At 68.8% G+C, this 21,872-nt stretch carries 15 protein-coding genes; 9 read left to right on the top strand and 6 right to left on the bottom strand.

The genetic code is table 11. From position 1 onward, the window contains the following. Positions 1–54 precede the first annotated feature (54 nt). The 8 genes from ACEZHJ_RS01775 to ACEZHJ_RS01740 all read left to right on the top strand — a co-directional run bounded on the left by ACEZHJ_RS01775 (position 55) and on the right by ACEZHJ_RS01740 (position 10,283). A complete protein-coding gene (locus ACEZHJ_RS01775; RefSeq protein ID WP_375036169.1) occupies positions 55–1,782 on the top strand; it encodes a sigma 54-interacting transcriptional regulator in 1,728 nt (575 codons plus the stop codon). A gap of 320 nt (positions 1,783–2,102) precedes the next feature. After that, on the top strand, positions 2,103–2,873 hold the full coding sequence (locus ACEZHJ_RS01770; protein WP_375036168.1) for a FadR/GntR family transcriptional regulator: 771 nt from the start codon (positions 2,103–2,105) through the stop codon (positions 2,871–2,873). A gap of 132 nt (positions 2,874–3,005) precedes the next feature. Beyond that, complete coding sequence (locus ACEZHJ_RS01765) at positions 3,006–4,670, top strand: ABC transporter substrate-binding protein (RefSeq protein WP_375036167.1); 1,665 nt, start codon at positions 3,006–3,008, stop codon at positions 4,668–4,670. Between the two features lie 69 nt (positions 4,671–4,739). After that, positions 4,740–5,717, top strand: a complete 978-nt coding sequence (locus tag ACEZHJ_RS01760; RefSeq protein ID WP_205599871.1) for an ABC transporter permease — start codon at positions 4,740–4,742, stop codon at positions 5,715–5,717. Continuing rightward, positions 5,717–6,559 carry an ABC transporter permease gene (locus ACEZHJ_RS01755; protein WP_259199199.1) on the top strand — a complete coding sequence of 281 codons (843 nt, stop codon included), beginning with the start codon at positions 5,717–5,719 and terminating at the stop codon, positions 6,557–6,559. The genes ACEZHJ_RS01760 and ACEZHJ_RS01755 overlap by 1 nt, the downstream gene beginning before the upstream one ends. 1 nt (position 6,560) lies before the next feature. Continuing rightward, positions 6,561–8,240: an ABC transporter ATP-binding protein gene (locus tag ACEZHJ_RS01750; protein WP_375036166.1), complete on the top strand. Its 1,680-nt coding sequence runs from the start codon at positions 6,561–6,563 to the stop codon at positions 8,238–8,240. Further along, the gene (locus ACEZHJ_RS01745) at positions 8,237–9,475 is read left to right on the top strand and encodes a Zn-dependent hydrolase (RefSeq protein WP_163141708.1); all 1,239 of its coding nucleotides are present in this window, start codon (positions 8,237–8,239) and stop codon (positions 9,473–9,475) included. The genes ACEZHJ_RS01750 and ACEZHJ_RS01745 overlap by 4 nt, the downstream gene beginning before the upstream one ends. A 358-nt stretch (positions 9,476–9,833) precedes the next feature. Beyond that, positions 9,834–10,283: a GNAT family N-acetyltransferase gene (locus tag ACEZHJ_RS01740; protein ID WP_163144355.1), complete on the top strand. Its 450-nt coding sequence runs from the start codon at positions 9,834–9,836 to the stop codon at positions 10,281–10,283. A gap of 276 nt (positions 10,284–10,559) precedes the next feature. On the opposite strand, the gene ACEZHJ_RS01735 is transcribed toward ACEZHJ_RS01740, so the two are convergent. The 6 genes from ACEZHJ_RS01735 to ACEZHJ_RS01710 form a co-directional block, all read right to left on the bottom strand. After that, on the bottom strand, positions 10,560–12,950 hold the full coding sequence (locus tag ACEZHJ_RS01735) for an MraY family glycosyltransferase (RefSeq protein ID WP_163141192.1): 2,391 nt from the start codon (positions 12,948–12,950) through the stop codon (positions 10,560–10,562). A gap of 9 nt (positions 12,951–12,959) precedes the next feature. Beyond that, complete coding sequence (gene rfaH, locus ACEZHJ_RS01730) at positions 12,960–13,463, bottom strand: transcription/translation regulatory transformer protein RfaH (protein ID WP_163141189.1); 504 nt, start codon at positions 13,461–13,463, stop codon at positions 12,960–12,962. Positions 13,464–13,580: 117 nt separating this feature from the next. Beyond that, positions 13,581–14,633: a Wzz/FepE/Etk N-terminal domain-containing protein gene (locus ACEZHJ_RS01725; protein WP_163141186.1), complete on the bottom strand. Its 1,053-nt coding sequence runs from the start codon at positions 14,631–14,633 to the stop codon at positions 13,581–13,583. Between the two features lie 177 nt (positions 14,634–14,810). After that, positions 14,811–16,199 (bottom strand): Wzz/FepE/Etk N-terminal domain-containing protein, encoded by a 1,389-nt coding sequence (locus ACEZHJ_RS01720; protein WP_163141184.1) that lies wholly within the window; start codon positions 16,197–16,199, stop codon positions 14,811–14,813. Positions 16,200–16,407: 208 nt separating this feature from the next. Next, on the bottom strand, positions 16,408–17,634 hold the full coding sequence (locus ACEZHJ_RS01715) for a GGDEF domain-containing protein (protein ID WP_163141181.1): 1,227 nt from the start codon (positions 17,632–17,634) through the stop codon (positions 16,408–16,410). A 1,462-nt stretch (positions 17,635–19,096) separates the two neighbouring features. Beyond that, positions 19,097–20,683, bottom strand: coding sequence for an alkaline phosphatase (locus ACEZHJ_RS01710; protein ID WP_375036165.1), 1,587 nt, complete (start codon positions 20,681–20,683; stop codon positions 19,097–19,099). Between the two features lie 206 nt (positions 20,684–20,889). On the opposite strand from ACEZHJ_RS01710, the gene ACEZHJ_RS01705 reads away from it, so the two are divergent. Further along, positions 20,890–21,525, top strand: a complete 636-nt coding sequence (locus tag ACEZHJ_RS01705; RefSeq protein WP_163143165.1) for a glutathione S-transferase family protein — start codon at positions 20,890–20,892, stop codon at positions 21,523–21,525. Positions 21,526–21,872 lie beyond the last annotated feature (347 nt).

Genomic DNA, 21,872 nt, shown 5'->3' with positions numbered 1-21,872 from the left:
GCCGCGGTGCTTGATGATTTGCTCAACCGCGGCCGACGGCACGGAGGAGAGGCCATGACATCGGGGATCACCTTCGACCGGCTGCCGGAGCTCGCGGCCCAGTTCCATCTGTGCTTCCGCTCCGGGCACATCTACCTGGAGGGCCAGCGCATGGTGCTGCTGCACACCGGCGCGCTGGGGGCCCTGCGCCGGGAGCTGGTGGATACCCTCGGCCTGGACCGCACCCGCGGGGTGCTCACCCGCATGGGCTACGCCTCCGGCAAGCGCGACGCCGAGATGGCCCGGGAGCTCCTCCCCCGGGCCAGCGACGAGGACCTCATGAACCTCGGCCCGCAGCTGCATTCCCTGGAGGGCATCGCCCACGTCACCCCGATCCGTTTCGACATCGACGTCGCCGGCGGGCGCTATTCCGGCGAGTTCCTCTGGGAGGACTCCTTCGAGGCCGCGGTCCACCTAGAGGCCTTCGGCCCCTACCATGACGCGGTCTGCTGGATGCAGCTCGGCTACGCCACCGGCTATACCACGGCGATCATGGGGAAATCGGTGATCTTCCGGGAGGTGGACTGCCGCGGGAAGGGCGACACCAACTGCCGCATCGTCGGCAAACCGGTGGAGGACCGGGGCGAGGAGATCACCGAGGAGCTGCAGTACTTCGAGCCGGAGAACGTCGCCGAGCAGCTGGTCGCCCTGCAGGATCAGGTGGAGCACCTGCGCTACTCCATCGACGAGCAGACCAACCTCGGCGATATGGTGGGGGTATCGCCGGCGTTCCGCGAGACCGGCGAGATCATCCGCAAGGCCGCCGAGAGCGCCGTGACCGTGCTGCTGCTCGGCGAGACCGGTGTAGGCAAGGAGATGTTCGCCCGGGGCCTGCACCAGCTCAGTCGCCGGGCGGCCAACGCCTTCGTCGCGGTCAACTGTGCGGCGATGCCCGAGGAGCTCATCGAGTCGGAGCTCTTCGGCGTGGAGAAGGGGGCGTTCACCGGCGCCCAGCAGTCCCGTCCCGGGCGCTTCGAGCGCGCCGACGGCGGGACGCTGTTCCTCGACGAGGTCGGCGAGCTCTCTCAGGGCGCCCAGGCCAAGCTCCTGCGCGTGCTCCAGGAGGGCGAGTTCGAACGTGTCGGCGACACCCGCACCCGCCACGTGGACGTGCGCCTGGTCGCCGCCACCAACATGGACATGGAGCAGGCCGTGCGCGAGGGGCGCTTCCGCGCCGACCTCTACTACCGGCTCAACATCTACCCCGTGATCATCCCGCCGCTGCGCGAGCGCCGCGAGGACATCCCGCTGCTGGTCGAGCGCTTCCTCGCCAAGTACAACGCCCGCCACGGCAAGCGCATCCAGGGCGTGAGCGAACGGGCCGTCGAGGCGCTGCAGGCCTATGACTGGCCGGGCAACATCCGCGAGCTGGAGAACATGATCGAGCGCGGCGTGATCATCGCCGACAACCAGCGCCGGATCGAGGTCAAGGACCTGTTTCCGCGCATGAACCTCTCCGGCGGCTGCGCCGAGGACGCCCGCACGGCGTCCGCCCCCGCCACCGAACCGTCCGCCGACGGGCCGGCCGCGCCGGAAACGGCGCGGCCCCCGGCGAGCCTCGACGAACTCGCCGATCTCGTGCTCGACCGCCAGGCCTCACTGGACGAGCTCGAGCCCCGGCTCATCCGGCATGCCGTCCGCCGCGCCGGCGGGAATCTCAGCCAGGCGGCGCGGTCGCTGGGCATGACCCGCCCACAGCTCGCCTACCGGATGAAGAAACACGACATACCCGGCGACACCTGATCACCGCCACGCGGCACCGGACGGACGGAACCGTGCGCCGTCCGCCGCCGTGGCCACCGCATCCACCCCGTCGTCGGACAACCCCTGTCGATGCATTGCGCTCTGCCGGAGCCGGTCTATCCTGCACCGAACGGCACCCGCCTTTGTCACCCGGCACGCCCGAACGGTCCGAAACCCCCGCCACCAGCGGGCTGGGCACCAGGAGGTCCCCCGGCAACGGCCGGCGGGCTGTAGACAAACCCCGAATCTATGCTATTTATCCTTATAAATAGGTAAATCGTGCCCGCACGGCCGGGCAGGTGGGAGTTGTCAGGCAAGTCATGCAGGATCCCGGGCGCAAACCGACCCGACGCAAGCTCTCCGACCTGATCGTCGAGGACGTCAAGCGCTGGATCGTGGTCGAGGGCCTGCAGCCGGGGGATCGCCTGCCGAAGGAACGGGAGTTCATCGACCTCTACGGCTGTGCCAAGGGCACGGTGCGCGAGGCGCTCAAGGCGCTGGAGGTCGAGGGACTGGTAGTGATGCGCACCGGCCCGACCGGCGGCGCCTATGTCGCCGAGCCCGGCGTCGAGCAGGCCACCCGGGCGCTGCGCAACTACCTGCACTTCCAGAAGCTCGACGGCCGGCAGATCTACCAGCTGCGCAAGGGCGTCGAGGTCGAGGCCGCCGCGGCCGCCGTGGGGCGGCTCACGGATGCGGATTTCCGGGCGCTCGAGGAGAACATCGCGCTGTGCGAGGGCCTCGGCTTCGAACGCGACGGCCAGCGCGAGCTGCGCCTCGCCGAGCTCAGTTTCCACAACCGCATCGCCGATGCCTGCGGCAACCCGCTGCTGCGCTTCATGGTGTACTTCATCAGCGACCTGCTCTCCGATCTCGTCGACCTCAAGCGCACCTACCGCCCCCGGCGCGTGCAGTTCGGCGAGGACAACCGTCACTACCACCGCGAGCTGCTCGACGCCTTCCGCAGGGAGGACGTCGAGGCGGTCCGCAGGATCATGTACGAGCACATGTGCAGCTCCGAGCACCACACCGTGGCGCTGGAGGCACAGGTATCCAACAGCTTTCTGCTGGAGTCCGGCGAGCATGACTGAGCCGTACCCCGGCAGCGCGCCCCAGGCGCATCCCCAGAACGTCCCGGACCCCCGTGGACTCGTGCCACGACAACAACTAACGGGACCCCATCGGCACCGCCGATTCCATCGACGCTCAGGAGGTGACTGATCATGCGATCCACTGGCAACAACAACGCCCGCCGGGCGTGGTATCGACGCCCTCAGCGGGGGCTGATGGCGGCCGCCGCGGCGGCGCTCCTCGCCCTGCCCGTCGCCGGTACGCTGCTACCCGCGACGAGCGCCCAGGCGGCGGACGACACCCAGGCCGTCCAGAAGGGCGGCACCCTCGACATCATCCTCAACCCCGAACCCCCGATCCTGATCCTGGGGCTCAACCAGCAGGCACCGACGCAGCTGGTCGGCGGCAAGATCTACGAGGGCCTGCTGCGCTACGACCACGACCTCAACCCCCTGCCCGGCCTGGCCAAGGGCTGGGAGATCTCCGAGGACGGGCTGACCTACACCTTCCACCTGCGCGAGAACGCCACCTGGCACGACGGCGAGCCCTTTACCGCAGATGATGTGGTATTCACGGCCAAGACCTTCACGCCGGAGACGAACCCGCGCTGGCGGCTGATCTTCTCCCACGTGGACACGGTTGAGGCGCCGGACGACCACACCGTCGTGTTCAACCTCAAGGAGCCCTTCCCGGCGTTCATCATCGGTCTCGGCGTGACCAACATGCCGATCATGCCGGCCCACATCTACGAGGGCACGGACTACAACGACAACGAGATGAACGACACGCCCATCGGCACCGGCCCGTTCAAGTTCGTGAAGTGGGAGAAGGGCAGCTACGTCCACCTCACTGCCTACGACGACTACTGGCAGGACGGTCGCCCGTACCTGGACGACATCTACTTCCGCATCATCCCGGACGCCGCCTCGCGGGCGCTGGCGATGGAGACCGGTGACGCCGACATCAGCCAGTTCGGCAACATCGAGCCCTTCGACGTGCCGCGGCTCTCCAAGCTGCCGAACCTCGAGCTGACCACCAAGGGCTACGAGATGTTCGCGCCCATGGCGTGGATCGAGATGAACACCCGCAAGCCGCCGCTCAACGACCGGCGCTTCCGGCAGGCGATCATGTACGCCCTCGACCGCGAGTTCATCCGCGACAACATCTTCTTCGGCCTCGGCCGTGTCGCCACCGGCCCGATCAACTCGGTGACCACCCAGTACACGCCGGACGTCCAGAAGTACCCCCACGACCCGGAGAAGGCCAAGGCGCTGCTCGACGACATGGGCCTCGAGCCCGGCTCGGACGGCGTGCGTGCCAACGTGGAGTTCCTGGTCATGCCCTACGGCGAGGTCTGGACGCGACTGGCCGAGTACATCAAGCAGGCCATGGGCAAGGTGGGCGTGCAGGTCACGCTGCGTAGCACCGACAGCGCGGGCTGGGCACAGCAGCTCTCGAACTGGGACTACCAGATGACCAACGACTACGTCTATCAGTACGGCCACCCGGCCCTGGGCGTCGCCCGTACCTACATCTCGGACAACATCCGCAAGGGCGTGCTGTTCTCCAACACCATGGGCTACTCCAACGAGAAGGTGGACGAGCTCTTCGCCAAGGCGGCGGTGGAGAACGACGACGCCAAGCGCGAGCAGATGTACGCCGAGGTGCAGAAGATCCTGGCGAAGGACGTCCCGGTGGCCTGGCTGCTGGAGATGGAGTTCCCGACCCTGCTCAACAAGCGCGTCCACAACGCCGTGACCACCGCGATCGGCACGTCGGACAACTTTGCTGACGTCTGGGTGGAGCCGAAGCAGTAGCCATCCGGCAATCCCGGTCCGGGCCCGGGGCAGCCGCCCCGGCCCGGACCCCGAACGGGACCTTAGCGAATGGGCAAGATCGTATCCTTCCTCGGGCGACGGTTGGTGAAGAGCCTTTTCATCCTCCTCGCCATCGTGCTGATCAACTTCTCGCTGATCCGCGCCGCCCCCGGGGACCCGGCACTCGTGATCGCCGGCCAGAGCGGCGCATCCGATCCGCAATACATCGAGCAGCTGCGTGAGAAGTTCCATCTCGACGAGCCGCTGCCGCAGCAGCTGTGGACCTACGTCACCGACGTGGCCACCGGCGACCTGGGCTACTCCTACCGCCAGCAGCGCCCTGTCTGGGACCTCATCGCCGAGCGCCTGCCGGCCACCCTGCTGCTCACGGGCATCGCCTACGTCTTCTCCCTCGGGATGGGGCTGTTGCTCGGCACCCTGGCCGCCGTCAAGGTCGGCCGATGGTCTGACACGGCCATAACCACCATCGCCCTGCTCGCCTACGCCACGCCGCTGTACTGGATAGGACTGATGATGATCCTGCTGTTCAGCGTCCAGCTCGGGTGGCTGCCGGCCTTCGGCTACCAGTCGGTGGGCGCGGGGCTGACGGGCTTCGACCACTTCCTCGACGTGGTCGCGCACCTGGTGATGCCGGTGCTCACCCTGGGGCTGTTCTACATGGCGGTCTACGCCCGGCTGACGCGCTCATCGATCCTCGAGGTCCGCGATATGGACTTCGTGAAGACCGCGCGCGCCAAGGGCCTGCAGGAGCGCCGCGTGGTGGTGCGCCACGTCCTGCGCAACGCCGTGCTCCCGGTGATCACCTTCGCCGGCATCCAGGCGGGCTATCTCATCGGCGGCTCCATCCTCGTGGAGACCGTGTTCGCCTGGCCCGGCGTCGGCCGGCTCGCCTTCGACGCGCTGCTGCAGCGCGACTACCAGGTGCTGCTCGGCATCTTCGTGATCACGTCGATCATGGTGCTGGTGTTCAACATCATCACCGACCTCGTCTACACACTCATCGACCCGCGCATCGAGGTGAGCTGATGAGCCGAGAATTCTGGAAGGCCTTCGCGCGCAACCGCGGCGCGATCATCGGCCTGATCATCCTGGCCGGCGTGGTGTTCCTCGCACTGTTCGCCGACCTCCTCTACCCCACCAGCCCGTGGGACATGGTCACCCGGCCGTTCGCGCCGCCGCTGACCTCCGGCACGCTCATGGGCTCGGACACCCTCGGCCGGGACATCGCCTCCGGCGTCGCCCACGGAGCCCGGGTGTCACTGCTCATCGGCCTGATCTCCACCGCCGCGGCGCTGTTCATCGGGGTGACGCTGGGCGCGCTCGCCGGCTTCTACGGTGGCCGCGTGGACGACGCGATCATGCGCTTCACGGAGCTGTTCCAGACCATCCCGAACTTCGTGCTCGCGGTGATGCTGGTCGCCATCTTCACGCCGTCGATCACCAGCGTGACCGCCTCGATCGCCATCGTGAGCTGGCCACCACTGGCCCGCCTCGCCCGCGGCGAGTTCCTGAGCCTGCGCTCGCGGGAGTTCGTCCAGGCGGCGATCACCACCGGGCAGTCCACGCCCTCCATCATCCTGCGCGAGATCCTGCCCAACAGCATGTCGCCCATCATCGTGGCGGCGTCGCTGACGGTGGCCACAGCCATTCTGCTCGAGAGCGCGCTGAGCTTCCTCGGGCTGGGCGACCCCAACATGATGAGCTGGGGCTACATGATCGGCGCCTCGCGCACGGTCATGCGCCAGGCCTGGTGGATGAGCTTCTTCCCCGGCGTGGCGATCCTGATCACGGTGCTCGCCATCAACCTGGTGGGCGAGGGTCTCAACGACGCCCTCAACCCGAAACTCGCACGCAAGGGGAAAGGCTGACATGAGCGAGACCGACAACGTCGTCCTGGACGTGCGGGGGCTGACCATCAGCCTCCCCGAGGGCGCCGAGCGCGCCCATGCGGTGGAGGACGTCAACTTCACCATCGCCGAGAACGAGCTGCTGTGCATCGTCGGCGAGTCCGGCTCGGGCAAGTCCATGACCGCCCACGCCATCATGGGCCTGCTCCCCGCGCCCCACGTGAAGGTCGCCGACGGCGAGGCCATCCTCAACGGCCGGGACGTGTTCACCCGCAGCGAGGCGGAGCAGCGCGCGATGCGCGGCAGCGACGTGGGCATGATCTTCCAGGAGCCCATGACCGCCCTCAACCCGCTGATGCGGGTGGGCGAGCAGATCGACGAGGCGCTGCGCGCCCACGCGGAAATGGACGCCGCCCGCCGCCGCGAGCGCGTGGTCGAGCTGCTCACCGCCGTCGGCCTGCCGGAGCCGGAGTCGCTGCGCCGCAGCTATCCCTTCCGGCTCTCCGGCGGCCAGCGCCAGCGCGTGATGATCGCCATGGCCCTGGCCCTGGAGCCGCGGCTGCTGATCGCCGACGAGCCCACCACCGCGCTCGACGTGACCACCCAGAAGCAGATCCTGGAGCTCATCCAGCGGATGCAGCGCGAGCTCGGCATGGCGGTGATGTTCATCACCCATGACTTCGGCGTGGTCGCCGAGATCGCCGACCGGGTGGCCGTCATGCAGGAGGGCCGGTGCGTGGAGATCGGCACCGCCGACGAGGTCCTCAACCGCCCGCAACACCCCTACACCCGCGAGCTGATCGCCGCCGTGCCCCACTACATCGAGCACCGCGACGCCTTCAACCGCGAGGGCGATCCCCTGCTCGACGCGCAGAACGTGCGCAAGGTGTTCTCGCTCGGCAGCGGCTTCCTGCGCCGGGGCCGCGAGCTGGTGGCGGCGGACGACGTCTCGCTGACCATCCACCCGGGCGAGACCGTGGGTATCGTGGGCGAATCCGGCTCGGGCAAGTCCACCCTGGGGCGCTGCCTGCTCGGCCTGCACCGGGCGGACGGCGGCCAGATCGTGTTCGACGGCACGGACCTCAACCGCCTCGGCCGCCGCGCCTTCCATCCCTTCCGCCAGCGCATCCAGATGGTTTTCCAGGACCCGTACGCCTCGCTCAACCCGCGCTACAAGGTCGGGCGCATCGTCGCCCAGGGGCCGCTCGCCTTCGGCACGCCCCGCAGCGAGGCCTACGCCCGGGCACGGGAGCTGCTGGAGCTCGTGGGCCTGGACGCCTCCGCGGCGGAGCGCTTCCCCCACGAATTCTCCGGCGGGCAGCGCCAGCGCATCTCCATCGCCCGTGCCCTGGCGCTGGACCCCGAGCTGCTGGTAGCCGACGAGCCGGTCTCCGCGCTGGACGTCTCCGTGCAGACCCAGGTGCTCGACCTGCTCGACGACATCCGCCACCGACTGGGGCTCGCGATGATGTTCATCACCCATGACCTGCGCGTCGCCGCCCAGGTGAGCGACACCATCGCGGTCATGCAGACCGGGCGGATCGTGGAGGTGGGCACGTCCAAGGAGGTGTTCTCCAACCCGCAGCACCCCTACACCCAGGAGCTGCTCGCCGCGATCCCGGGCCAGAACTGGGAGATCCCGGAGGACCTCCGCCACCTGCGCGCGCAGCGGGCCCGGACCCCGCGGGGGGCCGACGCATGAGTACCGCCTACCCCACCGACGGCGAGCGCCTGTGGGACATGCTGATGGCGATGGCGCGTATCGGTGCCACCGCCAACGGCGGCAGCTGCCGGCTCGCCCTCACCGACCTGGACCGGGACGGCCGGAACCTGCTCGCCGGGTGGGCCGGGGACGCCGGCTGCACCATGACCACGGACGCCATCGGCAACCTGTGGATCCGCCGGCCGGGTAGCGACGACACGCTGCCCCCGGTGGTCATGGGCAGCCACCTGGACACCCAGCCCAACGGCGGGCGTTTCGACGGCGTGCTCGGCGTGCTCGCGGGCATGGAGGTCCTCCGCGCGCTCGACGACCACGGCATCACCACCCGCCACCCGCTGGAGCTGGTCGTGTGGATGAACGAGGAGGGCGCGCGCTTCTCCCCGCCGATGATGGGCTCCGGCGTGTGGTCCGGCGCGTTCGACGCGGCGGCCGTGCGCGCCACCGTCGGCCAGGACGGCGCCCGCCTCGGCGACGAGCTGGACCGGCTGGGCTGGAACGGCGACACCCCGGCGGACCACGCGCAGACGCCCAAGGCGGCCTACTTCGAGCTCCACATCGAGCAAGGCCCCGTGCTGGAGGACACCCGGTGCCCCCTCGGCGTCGTCACCGGCGCCCAGGGCCAGCGCTGGTACGAGCTCACCCTCACCGGCCAGTCCGCCCATGCCGGCCCCACGCCCATGCGCCTGCGCCGTGACGCGCTCGTAGGGGCCGCACGCATCGTCGAGCTCGTCCACCGCATCGGCCTGGAGGGCGGCGAGGACGCCTGCTCCACCGTGGGCATCCTCGACGTCAGCCCCCATTCGCGCAACGTCATCCCCGGCGAGGTGTTCCTCACCGCGGACCTGCGCCACCCGGACGACGCCACCCTGGACACCCTGGACCGACGCCTGCGCGACGAGGCCGCGACCATCGCACGGGACGCGGGCCTGGCGCTCGATCTCAGGGAGTTCTGGCACTTCCCCGCCACGCCCTTCGACCCGGCGCTCGTGGACCGCGTCCGTGACAGCGCGAAGGCGCTGGGCATCCCGGCCATGGACATCGTCTCCGGCGCCGGCCATGACGCCGTCTACGTCGCGAAGGTCTGCCCCACGGCCATGATCTTCGTGCCCTGCGAGGGCGGCATCAGCCACAACGAGGCCGAGAACATCACCCCGGACGATGCCGCCCGGGGCGCCGCCGTCCTCTACGAGGCGGTCCGTGAGACCGCGACGTAGGTCCACCGGGCCGGTTGCGGGACGTCGCACACGGCTTCCAGCCGTGCACGACCTACCCTCCGGGCCCCTCTCCCTTCACGGGAGAGGAGTTCGGGAGCGGGTGCGCCCGCCGACCCACTGCCGCTGGAAATCACACACGGCCCACGGCCATGCACGCCCCGCCCTCCGGGCCCCTCTCCCTTCACGGGAGAGGAGTTGGGGAGCGGGTGCGCCCGCCGACCCACTGCCGCTGGAAGTCGCACCTGGCCCACGGCCATGCACGCCCCGCCCTCCGGGCCCCTCTCCCTTCACGGGAGAGGGGTTGGGGAGAGGGTGCGCCCCACGGCCACCGACACCATACCCGCAGGAGGAATCCCGAATGACCGAACCCACCATCCGCGACGCCACCATCGACGACCTCGATGCAGTGGCCGCCCTGTTCGACGACTACCGCGTGTTCTACCGCCGCGAGAGTGATCCGGAAGGCGCGCGGACCTACATGAAGGAGCGCCTGAGCAACGGCGACTCACGGGTATTCGTCGCCGACGACAACGGCACCCTCCTCGCCTTCGCCCAGCTCTACCCCACCTTCTCCTCGGTGGACCTGGGCACCATGTGGCTGTTCAACGACCTCTACGTCGACCCGGCCGCCCGCCGCCGCGGCGTCGCCCGCGCGATGATGCAGCGCGTCGAGCGCCTCGGCCGCGAGACCGGCGCCGCCAAGCTCTTCCTGCGCACGGAGCGCATCAACACCGCCGGCCAGGCCTGCTACGAAGACGCCGGCTGGACCCTGGACGAACGCTTCCTGACCTACCAGAAGTACCTGTAGGCGGGGCGCACCGGCAACCCAGGCGGGATGTTGGCTGCCAGGAGCAGCCAACCTACAACACTGGTCTCCTTCACGGGCATCCCGTAAAGGGTTCCCACCGGCAAAACCGGCAACCCCACAACTCCCGTAGGTCGGCTGCTCCGGGCAGCCGACATTCCCGGTGCTACCAGGCGGGATGTTGGTCGCCGGGAGCAACCAACCTGCAACACCGCGGGCCCCTCTCCCTTCACGGGAGAGGGGCTGGGGAGAGGGTGCGCCGCCGGTCGCCCGGCGGCGTCACCCCCGATGGATCCACTGCCGCTGAAAGGCTGCCGCCGCGCCCGCGGCCATGAGCAGGACGATGACGGTGCGGCTCGATGTATCGTCGATCTGTATCGCCAGCCCCAGCATCACCAGCACCGCCGCATTGGCCCCGAGCATGGCCAGGACCCACGACGTCGGCCATATCCGGTCCCGCGCCAGTGCAACAAACTGATAGAGCACGCCGACGACCACGGCCGCGAACAACGCCATTCCGACGAGGCCGAAGCCGACCGCCACCGCGCCGTATAGCGTGTTGTATTCCCGGAACGCCGACAGCGGTCCGTCGAACTGGCGCGGCGACATACGCGACCAGCCGAACACCGGGCGCTCGGCGATACGCTCCACCGCGCCCTGCCACAACTGCAGCCGCCGACCCGTGGAGGGATCCAGTGCCCGCGCCTGCTCCACTTCGCCGCCGAGATACAGCGCCGCGGCCTGAATCGGCTCGGCCAGATCGTCCCGCCACGGGCCGCTGCCGGTGATCACCACCTCCCAGGCCCCCAGTCCGACCACCAGGAACATGAAGGCCCCGCCGGCCAGCCCCAGCCACTGACGGCGATCCACGCCGTAGGCGATGGCGCCGGCGCCGATCACCAGCGCCCCCGCCATGGCCCCCACCCAGCCCGTGGTGTAGCGCGAGCCCACGAGCACGATGATCACCGGCACGCTGAGCGCCACGCATACGGCGAGGGTGAATACCGGTCGCCAGCCACGGCCCAGCCGGTGGACGGCGGCGATCATCCCGCCGAGGAGCAGCATCAGTATCACCGCCCCCAGGAAGCCGGAAGTCGACGCCGACCCCCAGGCTGCCGGATCGCTGAGCACGCCGGCATTGAGCTTGCCCCAGTTCGCCTGGGCGACGAACGCCACCCCGCCGCCGGCCACGAGCGACATGAGCATCCACACCCACTGCGTGCGCGCCCCGGCCAGCCACCAGCCCACCGGCAGACTGACCAGCCCGGTCACCCGGATGAGGTGGTCCCACGACGGCGTACCATCCGCAGGCGCATCGCCGATGACGGCGCGCGCGACGATATAACCGGTGAGCGCGAACACCAGCCACGTGAGCACCAGCCGGCGGGCATCCCGCCAGAAGGCCGGCAGCGCCATGGCCGTGGCAACCAGCACGAGCCCGATACCCAGGTTCATCCCGGCGGTGGAGAACGGGAGGCAGAAGATCGCGAGATAGATACCGAATAGCGCAATGGAGCGACGCCAGCCGTTCACCGGCGGCTGCATGATCACCCGCGCGGCCCCGACGCTGCCGAAGGGACCATGCCCCCCTTCCCAGCCCGCGTGGAGCCGGCGTAGCGCCCGCATCGTGTACCACGCATGGCGGATGAAGACGTAATGAAGCACGACCACCGCCATAAGACCGACAAGCAGCAGCCAGTCCGGCATCCCCGCCAGTCCGCCGAGGACGCCGACGGCCCCGAGCACCACGGCGATCAGGATCAGGCACAGACTCGTCTGCCCGGGGGTGTAGCCGGCGCGCAGAAAGATATGGTGCAGGTGTTCCCGGTCGGCGGCGAAGGGGCTCTGCCCCTTGCACAACCGCCGGATCATCAGGCTGACCGTGTCCACCACCGGCAGGGCCAGGACCCAGCCGTAGGCCACGGGCGGGAGCACGGGTTCCCGCGCCTGGGAGAGCTCGATGACGATCCACCCCACCGCGAGGCCAAGGCTCATGCTGCCGGCATCCCCGAGGAACACACTGGCGCGCCCGCGCCACGGGAAACGCATATTGAACGCGAGGAAGCCGGCCACACCGCCCATGAGCGCCGCGATCACCAGTGACAGCGCGCCGTCATTCTGAAGACCGGCCACGAACAGCAGCCAGCCGAGCATCACGAACACCACCCCGCCCACGAGCCCGTCCAGCCCGTCCAGCATGTTGGTGGCGTTGACCAGTCCGACGAGGGCGAAAATGGTCACCGGCGCCGCCCAGGCCTCCAGTCCGAATTCACCGGCCAGGGGAAACCCGCCGAGATGACGCACGACCTTGTCACCGGAGGCCACCACTACCGCAGCGGCGACCGCCTGGAGGAAGAGCTTGCTCGTACTCCGCATGTCCCGGATGTCGTCGAGCACCCCGCCGAGCAGCAGCAACGCCATAGCCGCGAACAACGCGCTCCTTGGTGCCAGCGGCACGGGGGCCGCCGCCGAGGCGAGCAGGAACCCGCCGAACACGCCGATACCGCCAATCAGCGGCACCGCGGCGGCGTGCCGCTTGCGCCCGCCCGGACGATCGATCAGGCCAACGCGTTCGGCGTACGGTCGAAGCAGGGCAATCACCCCGCTCGCCCCGGCAAGGGCGAGAAGGGCGACAGTCAGGTACTGAAGGGTGGACGGTTCCAGGCTCATGTGACGCGATCAGAACCGGCTGACGGCCTGCTCCGGCACCGTGACACGCCGGACACGGCGCATGAACTCGAGGAGCACGATCACCCGCTCCTCACCGCTGCGGGCCTGGAACACCGCCTCGAAACCGGCAAAGGGCCCGGACTCCACGCGCACACGCTCGTCCGGCCGGAAATCCCCGCCCGCGGCGGCGGGATCGATGGCACCGTGCTCGTCGCAACGCGCCCGCAGCCCGTCGATGACCGGATCGGGCACGGGCGGGACGTGATCACCCCAGCGAACAAGCCCGGCAACGCCCCGGGTCGAGCGGATCGGCGCCCAGCACTCGTCGACATCGTCCAGGCGGACGAACAGGTAGCGCGGAAACAGCGATTCCGTGCACCAGGTCATCCCGCCCGCACGGCGGCGCCTGATCCGCGTGACCGGGCGGAATACCTCGAAGTCCTGATTGCGCAGATGCGCCTGCGCGCGCGCATCCTCTCGGGGCTTGCAGTGAACGACATACCAGCGCTTCATGTCGGTTCCGCCTCATGCGTAACACACGTCATGCCGCGTCACACCTCATATCGCATTCTCCCTCATTCAAGGGGGATATGCGCCCTTCCGGCGCCGGACGGCCGCCGCACACCGACATCAGGTCTCCCGCATATGGGCATTCGCCCGGCTGACGAACTCGGCCCCAAAGGCCGCGAAAACGCCGAGCATCAGCCCCAGCACGGCCCCCAGTGCGACGATCACCGCGGACGACGGCCCCTGAGGACGGTCGGAACGGCGCGGTGCCGCCGCCAGCCGGGTACCCGTAATGGCCGCAAGCCGGTCGGCCAGCAGCGCGACCTCCTCCTCCCGGGACTCGACCTCGTTGCGGGCCGTATCGAGCCGGTCGTTCAGCTCGTCACGGCGCCGGGGCAGGTCCGTATTCAGCTCCGTGCGCAGGTCATCGAGGCGCTGACGTTTGAAGGCGACCTCGTTGTCCAGCAGCCGCCGCACCGCACTCACGGCATCGGGGGAGTCGGCAATCCCGTCCGGACGCACTGCTTCCAGCTCTCCCAGGGCCTGCTGCAGGGTATCGATCTCCTGGGTGAGACGGGCCGTGCGCCCGTCCAGCATCTTTCGACGCTCGACGATCTCTGTCACCGAATCACGCGCCGTGGCCAGCCGCCGCTCGGCACGCGACTGCTGCTGGCGCAGCCGGTTGCGCAGCCGTTCCGTGATCGGCGCGTGGTCCTCCGTCAACCGCCCCACCGCGTCCTTCATGACACTCGCATAGGCATCGCTGAGGACCTGCGCCCCCTTACCGCTGAGGCGTACGAGGTCCGCATCGCCGGCCACGCCCGCCTCCACCCCCGGCTCGGGGCTGTCCGGGTGCGCCTCGCTCCAGGCGGACGTCGCCTGGGGGATATAGATATCGTTGAACCGGGCGGCGACGGCCGACGGCTTCTCGACAGGCGTGGTGCCATCGTCCTGGGAGGCGATCTCGACCAGGGCGCGATACTCGAATACCGGCGTGCGCAGCAGCGCATACGCCACAGTCACGAGCACCACCAGGGCTGCGATGCCGAATAGCCAGAGCCGGCGGCGCACCAGTACGGCCCACAGGTCCAGTAGACTGATCTCATCGTCCGGGTAGGCAGGCCAGCTCGTTCCATCGGAACCTGGGGCGACGGTGCGGGGTGGGTGGTCGCTCATGGGTATCGCGGCTTCCGGGTGATGTTGCGGGCAGAGGTCCAGCGGAGCGGGACGATACCACAGGCCGTGGAACGCCCCGGCTCAGGATGCGCAATTTAACATCACAGCGTGATCGAACTCACACTCTATAGCACGAGAACGACACACGCCGGCGGCGCACACCCGGATTATCGACCATCAGCGAAGGAGGTGTCGGGCCCGCCCGACAAACTCCGCAAGAAAGGCGCCGAACAGGGCCATCATGGTCCCAAGGGCACCGCCCAGTGCCAGTATGGTGACCGCACCGGGGCCGATCGGGGAGGCACTGCGCTGGGCCACGAAGGCGGCATCCGTCGGCACGATCGTATCCGCCTCGTTCTCCGCGGCACGCACGGCACGAGACGCGTCCGCCACCGCCTCGCGGTGGGCCTCGCGCTCGCTCATCAGCGCCGTGCGGGCGCGGTCCAGCGCTGCACGCAGTCCGGCGAGTTCCCGTTGATAGTCCGTCGCGGCCTGCTCGTGTTCACGCTCCAGCTTTGCGAGATCCCCGGCGGCCCGTTTCCGGGCCCGGGCATTATTCTCCAACGCATTGGCGAGCTCGTCGCGACGATCCGGCAGGGTCACTCGCAGCCGTTCGGACAGGGTGTCCACGCGCTTGCGCATTCCGGCGATACGACTGTCGATGGTCAGCAGCGCCATGGCATCGGCCGGCGAACCGGAGCGATCAACGACACGCGCCCGGCTCTGCGCAAGCCGATCGAGAATCCGGCGTGCACCGTCGAGCTGCTCGTCCGCCAGCGCCTCGCGGTCTTCGAGCCGGGCCTGACGTGCCTGCAGCAGTCGACGCTCGTCGCCCAGGCCGTCGATCTTCAGCCGCGCCTGCTCGAGGGCCTTTGCGCGCCTGACCCGCTCGGTGTGGAAGACGCGCACCCGATGGACCACCGCACGCGCCGCCGAGGCCACGGCCTCCACCTTCGGCTGGGTCCGCGCACGCCGCGTGGCGTCTGCCTGCAGGTGCGCGAGGCGCGCCCGCGCCCGGTCCACGGCGAGGGATCTGTCCGTGCGGACCGTACCGAGACGCTTGCGATGATCGGCGATCAGTCGGTCCACGACGCCCTGATGCAGTGCCTGAATCCGCCTGGCATCGGCCTCTGCGGCCTCGCTTCGGAGCACGAACACCGGCGCGGCATCGGAGGCGGCCACCCTGCCCGAAACCGCGACCTTCGGGGCACCCCGCTCCGCCCCGGACTGCCGGCCCCGCACCACCGGCACGATGGCCTGCTGAAGACGCTCCCTCACCGTGGGTGAAGCCGCTACCGGCACGCGGTTCCGTTCCCCGGCCGGCCCCCTCAGGTAACTGCCGACCTCCAGCACGGTGGTGTAGGTATAGGCCGGCGTGCGCAGGGCGGCATAGAGGGCAGTCAACGCCACGATGGTGGCGAGAATGGCGGCCATCAGCCAGCGGCGCCGGTAAAGCACCAGTGCAAGATCGAGGAGGCTTATCTCGTCATCACCGGGCTGCAGGGCGGAAGCGACGGGATAGTGGTCCTCGCGGGCGAGCGCAGCATTCTGGCGATAACGGCTCATCGGGAAGTCGAGTCCTTTCGATAGGTAAGACGGGCACCGCCGGCGCCACCAGCGCCCGGACGGATAGCTTTCTACCGATACAGATTACCACACGCGCGCGCGAGGCCGCTCCCGGGACAGGCGGCCTCGGCGACGTGCAGACCCCCGTATTCAGAACGACACGGTTCCCCGCAGAGAGCGGCGCATCGCGGGACTCCGGCAGCGGGATTCAGCGGTCGGCGTAGAACGGCGTGCCCGGCTTCCCGGCAGCGTCCGAGAACACCACCCGGTCACGCCCCGCCGCCTTGCCTTCGTAGAGGGCCGCGTCCGCGCGGTTGAGGGCAGGCTCGATGTCGCTCTCACCGGGATGCACGAGGGAGACGCCGAGAGTGGCAGTAAGCGGGAGCGGCCCGGCGGGGCTGGCCACCGGTTCGCCCGCGATCGCCTCGCGGAGCCGCTCCGCCACGTCCCGGGCGCCGTCCAGGTCCGTCTGCGGCAGCAGCACCACGAACTCCTCGCCACCGAGACGGGCGATGATATCCGGCTCGCGGAGCACGTTGGCACACCGGCTCCCGAAAGCCACGAGTGCGGCGTCCCCCGCCGCATGGCCGTAGCGGTCGTTGATCGCCTTGAAGTGGTCGACATCGATCATGCACACCGCCGTGTCGCCGTCACCACGCCGGCGATCGCGCAGCACTTCGGCGGCCAGCTCGAAGAAACGCCGGCGCGAGCACAGGCCGGTCAGCTCGTCTTCCCGCGCAAGTCGCTCGAAGCGCTCCTGCAGCCGCTGACGCTCGGCGACCTCGCGTTGCAGTCGCAGATTCGTGAGACGTTCGTCCCGCAGCAGCGCGAACTGCTCCCGGCGCAGCCGGCCCAGCCGCAGAGCGGTGAACAGACCCACCGTGTTCACGAAAACCAGCAGCAGCGTCATCGTCGCCAGCAGCCGCTCTTGGTGCGGCGCCCAGATCATGACGGCGAGGAGGAACCCCACCCCGAGGTAGACGCTCTGAGCAATCATGAACGGGATACGATTGGGGATGAACAGATAGATCGTGATCACCACGACCATTACCGCCGGGATCTGCGTGTTGAGCGTTTCCGGGCGCAACGGCACGATCAGGATCACCACCGTCAGCGCCACAACCCACACGGCGTTGACGGGGAGTGCGTTATCAACCCGCGCCGGCCGTCGACTCACCGCCCAGGCCAGCGCCAGAGCGGAAACCACAACGATGACCCGCAGGGACACCAGGATGTAGAAGGCGGGACCGATGCCGATGAGGGCATAATCCGACAGGCCGAAGGAGAGAAACAGCGCCGCCGCCACGAGCAACGCGGCACGAAGCTGCCGCGCCGCCGAGTCACGAACGTAGCGCCGATACCGCCACTCCTGGCGACGGTTGACGAACTCGCCCGTCCACCGGGAAATACCGTGCCGCGATGATAACCCCGTCATGATTTCGGACTTCTACCGTGTCGCACACATCGGTGCAACAACGGGATCAACCGCCTCGCTCTCCACGAGGACTGCTTGTCGGCTGCCTCCGAGCAACCGACCTGCGGCTGACATCCCGGAGGTGGATGTGTGTACCGGCCCACCCAATGCTCCGGCGGACACGTCGCACGCCTTCGGCGCACGACCTACCATTGCTGCCGAAGGCAACCGACCGACCGGAAACGGCGCGCCGGTACACCGCCGGCGATCTCGGGTAGGTCGTGCACGGCCGAAGGCCGTGTGCGACAGCCCCGGCACGACCGCTCGAGACCTCGCAGACCGGCGGCGCACGACCTACCTTCTGCGTCACCGTGGTATCACGGACATAACGCCGATACCGCCACTCCTGGTGACGATTGACGAACTCGCCCGTCCAGCGGGAGATACCGTGCCCTGATGATAGCGCCGTCATGACCCCGGACTCCTACCGCCTCGCACGCCTCGGTGCAACAACGGGATCAACCGCCTCCCTCTCCACGAGGACTGCTTGTCGGTTGCCTCCGGGCAACCGACCTGCGACTGACATCCCGGAGGTGGATGTGTGTACCGGCCCACCCAATGCTCCGGCGGACACGTCGCACGCCTTCGGCGCACGACCTACCACTGCTGCCGAAGGCAACCGACCGACCGGAAACGGCGCGCCGGTACACCGCCGGGGATCTCGGGTAGGTCGTGCACGGCCGAAGGCCGTGTGCGACAGCCCCGGCACCACCGCTCGAGACCTCGCAGACCGGCGGCGCACGACCTACCTTCTGCGTCGCCGTGGTATCACGGACATAACGCCGATACCGCCACTCCTGGCGACGATTGACGAACTCGCCCGTCCAGCGGGAGATACCGTGCCCTGATGATAGCGCCGTCATGACCCCGGACTCCTACCGCCTCGCACGCCTCGGTGCAACAACGGGATCGATCGTTGCTGCAAACCGGCGCCACGCATCGACCGCCTGCGGTGCCCGATTACACGAACGGCCGATATGGCAGTAATGTTGGCTGCCAGGAGCAGCCAACCTACAAGCGCCCCCGCGCGACCAGCGCCGCGCTCTCCACGGGGGTGTCCCGCGGGTTGCCTGCAAACGACCGGTCCACGGCCTATATGGAACGGATGTCGGCTGCCAGGAGCAGCCGACCTTCGGGAGCTGCGGGGTTACCGGGTTTGCCGACAGTCCCCCTTACGGCACGCCGGTGAAGGGAACCGGTGTTGTAGGTTGGCTGCTCCTGGCAGCCAACATCCCGTCCTGCAGTGCCGGCAACGCCCACTGCCTTGCGCGACCGACCTCGCAACCCCGATGTGCGCGTTCTGCCAGCGCCACACAGGCACGGCAAAGCCAGGATGGCCGCCCTGGGGCGACCATGCGCAGACACGTCCACATCGGCTTCGGCGCCATCGCCGTGCCGCACCCGGCTCGCGTCCCCGCTGCCGTTACGCCGGCTCCAGCGTCACCGTGTGGAGCGTATCCCCGGCGACGTCCTTGAGCCGCACGCTCATCACGCCCGTGTCCCCGGCGATATGCACCTCGCCGAAGAACTGCATACCGGCGCTCGGCGGCAGGTTGGACTTCCCCTCCGGCGGGGCCTTCACGAAGGTCACCTCCGGGCCGAACGTGTCGTCGAGCTCGTTGGGCCCGTACGTGCCGGCGTTCAGGGGCCCGGAAACGAACTCCCAGAACGGGGCGAAGTCCTTGAAGCGCGCGCGATCGGGGTGATAGTGGTGCGCGGCCGTGTAGTGCACGTCCGCCGTCAGCCACACGACGTTGCGGATGTCGTTGTGCTTGATGAAGCGCAGCAGCTCCGCGATCTCCAGCTCCCGCCCCCGCGCGGGGCCGTCATCACCGTTGGCCACGGCTTCGTAAACGTCCTCGCCGGCCCGCACCACCAGGCCCAGCGGCATATCGGCGCCGATCACCTTCCAGGTGGCCCGGGAGGCGAGCAGCGAGCGTTTGATCCAGGCGAGCTGGGCGTCGCCGAGAAAGGCCGTCTCCGCCCCTTCGCTGGCCTGATCGTTGGCGCCGTTGGGCCCGCGATAGCTGCGCATGTCCAGCATGAACACGTCCAGGGTCGGGCCGTAGGGGATGTGCCGGTAGATGCGCTCCGGATCGCCGGCGGGCATGCGGATGGGGTGATACTCCAGGAACGCACGCCGGGCCCGGGCCGACAGCAGCGCGGCGCTGCGCTCGGTGTAGCGCTCGTCACCGAGGCGCTGCTGGGGGTACCAGTTGTTGTGGGTCTCGTGGTCGTCCCACTGCACGAGCATCGGCACCTCCGCCCCGAAGGCGCGGACATTGTGGTCGAGGCGGTTGTAGGCGTGGGCACCGCGGAAGTCCGCCAGCGTCTCGGCGACGTGGGACTTCGCCTCCGTGGTGACGTTCTTCCAGATGCTGCCGTCGGCGAGACGGACCTCCGGCTTGATGGGCCCGTCCGCGTAGATGCTGTCGCCGCTGTGGATGAAGAAATCGGGACTGGACCGGCGCATGGTCTCGAAGATCCGCATGCCGCCCCACTCCTCGTTGATGCCCCAGCCCTGGCCGGCACAGTCGCCGGACCACACGAACGTCACGTCCCGGGGCACCTGCGAGGCCGTGCGGAAATGCCCGATCACCGGCTCGCTCAGGGTCCGCTCATCGGCGAGGTCCTGGAACCGTACGCGATAGAAGACGTCCTCCCCCGCCGGCAGCCCGGAGAGATCGACCCGCGCGGTGAAGTCCGTATCCGCCAGCGCCGCCGGGCCGACCACGCGGCGCGCATCCCGGAAACTCTTCGTCGTGGCGTACTCGACCATCATCCGTGCCGGGCGGTCGCTACGGCTCCAGATCATGGCGCGATCCCCCACCACGTCACCGCTGCCCACACCGTAGGGCAGCATCGGGCGCGATGCCTTGACCACGGCAGGCGCACGCCGCGGCATCAACATACCGGGCAGCGCCACGCTCCCGGCCACGGCACCCCCAGTGCTCAGGGCCCGGCGGATGAAGTCACGACGGCTGATACGCTGATCGTTGAAACTCGACATTCCTGTGCTCCCGTGCTGTCCAGGAGCGAATCAGCGTAGGCAAGGCAGGTGACAGCGCCTTTAAGGCGAGATTGCCGTACGCCATGGCAACGCCGGCAGCCGGATCGGGGCAAGGATACGAAGAGAGGCGGGTGGGGAGGGTATTGCACTCGACAGTGACCGGACTATCGTAGCGCAGAGGACAGCGATTCGAGGAGAGATCGGCAATGACGACGCTGCACACCTTCCACGGTGCCCCGAGCCCGCGCCGCGTACACGTCTACCTAGCGGAAAAGGGGCTGGACGTCGAGATGCACGAGGTGGACCTGCGCGCCGGCGAGCAGCTCGGCGACGACTTCCTGCGCCTCAATCCGCAGGGCACGGTCCCCGTGCTGGAACTCGACGACGGCACGTGCATCGGTGACAGCAACGCCATCTGCGCCTACTTCGAGACACTTTACCCGGAACCGTCGCTGACCGGCACGGACGCCCGCTCCCGCGGCATTATCCGGGCGTGGGACCGGTGGGTGGAGTTCGAGGGCTACCTCGCCGTGATGGAGGCCTTCCGAAACCGCCTGCCGGGCTTTCGCGACCGCGCCCTGCCCGGCCCGCATCCCGTACCGCAGATCGAGGCACTGGTGGAGCGCGGCACGCAGCGGTACCGCCACTTCCTCGCCGATATGGATGCCCGCCTCGCCGAGCAGCCGTTCGTCGCCGGGGACACGTTCTCCATCGCGGACATCACCGCGCTGGTGACGGTGGACTTCGCTGCCGGCACCCTGGAGGTCCAGCCGGACGATGCACTCCCGCACGTACGCCAGTGGCACGAGCGCGTCAGCGCACGACCCAGCGCATCCGCGTGAGCGCACCCCATCCTCACCAACCACCACCCCAAGTAGGTCGGCTGCTCCAGGCAGCCGACATCACGGGCGCCGCGACAAGGGACGTTTGGGGGCGGGGGCCGCCCACCAAACCCACCCCCCCCGAAACACGCCCAACGCCCGAGTCCCGGCCCCCCCCCCCCACAGTTCCCTGGTCGCGGCGCCGGTGTTGTGGGTTGCCTGGAGCAGCCGCCCTACTTGGGGTGGTGGTTGGTGAGGATGGGGTGCGCTCACGCGGATGCGCTGGGTCGTGCGCTGACGCGCTCGTGCCACTGGCGTACGTGCGGGAGTGCATCGTCCGGCTGGACCTCCAGGGTGCCGGCAGCGAA

It is taken from the genome of Arhodomonas sp. KWT2 (assembly GCF_041949875.1).
GTDB classification, from domain to species: domain Bacteria; phylum Pseudomonadota; class Gammaproteobacteria; order Nitrococcales; family Nitrococcaceae; genus Arhodomonas; species Arhodomonas aquaeolei.
Note: the sequence above shows the minus strand (reverse complement) of the source record. Positions and strands in the feature narration are given on the sequence as shown.

Bases quoted from the DNA above. Each gene is read 5' to 3' on its own strand.
- ACEZHJ_RS01720 (WP_163141184.1), bottom strand. From the start codon at position 16,199: ATGAGCCGTTATCGCCAGAATGCTGCGCTCGCCCGCGAGGACCACTAT.
- ACEZHJ_RS01740 (WP_163144355.1), top strand. From the start codon at position 9,834: ATGACCGAACCCACCATCCGCGACGCCACCATCGACGACCTCGATGCA.
- ACEZHJ_RS01770 (WP_375036168.1), top strand. From the start codon at position 2,103: ATGCAGGATCCCGGGCGCAAACCGACCCGACGCAAGCTCTCCGACCTG.
- rfaH (WP_163141189.1), bottom strand. From the start codon at position 13,463: ATGAAGCGCTGGTATGTCGTTCACTGCAAGCCCCGAGAGGATGCGCGC.
- ACEZHJ_RS01725 (WP_163141186.1), bottom strand. From the start codon at position 14,633: ATGAGCGACCACCCACCCCGCACCGTCGCCCCAGGTTCCGATGGAACG.
- ACEZHJ_RS01775 (WP_375036169.1), top strand. From the start codon at position 55: ATGACATCGGGGATCACCTTCGACCGGCTGCCGGAGCTCGCGGCCCAG.
- ACEZHJ_RS01715 (WP_163141181.1), bottom strand. From the start codon at position 17,634: ATGACGGGGTTATCATCGCGGCACGGTATTTCCCGGTGGACGGGCGAG.
- ACEZHJ_RS01750 (WP_375036166.1), top strand. From the start codon at position 6,561: ATGAGCGAGACCGACAACGTCGTCCTGGACGTGCGGGGGCTGACCATC.
- ACEZHJ_RS01710 (WP_375036165.1), bottom strand. From the start codon at position 20,683: ATGTCGAGTTTCAACGATCAGCGTATCAGCCGTCGTGACTTCATCCGC.
- ACEZHJ_RS01705 (WP_163143165.1), top strand. From the start codon at position 20,890: ATGACGACGCTGCACACCTTCCACGGTGCCCCGAGCCCGCGCCGCGTA.
- ACEZHJ_RS01755 (WP_259199199.1), top strand. From the start codon at position 5,717: ATGAGCCGAGAATTCTGGAAGGCCTTCGCGCGCAACCGCGGCGCGATC.
- ACEZHJ_RS01760 (WP_205599871.1), top strand. From the start codon at position 4,740: ATGGGCAAGATCGTATCCTTCCTCGGGCGACGGTTGGTGAAGAGCCTT.
- ACEZHJ_RS01735 (WP_163141192.1), bottom strand. From the start codon at position 12,950: ATGAGCCTGGAACCGTCCACCCTTCAGTACCTGACTGTCGCCCTTCTC.
- ACEZHJ_RS01765 (WP_375036167.1), top strand. From the start codon at position 3,006: ATGCGATCCACTGGCAACAACAACGCCCGCCGGGCGTGGTATCGACGC.
- ACEZHJ_RS01745 (WP_163141708.1), top strand. From the start codon at position 8,237: ATGAGTACCGCCTACCCCACCGACGGCGAGCGCCTGTGGGACATGCTG.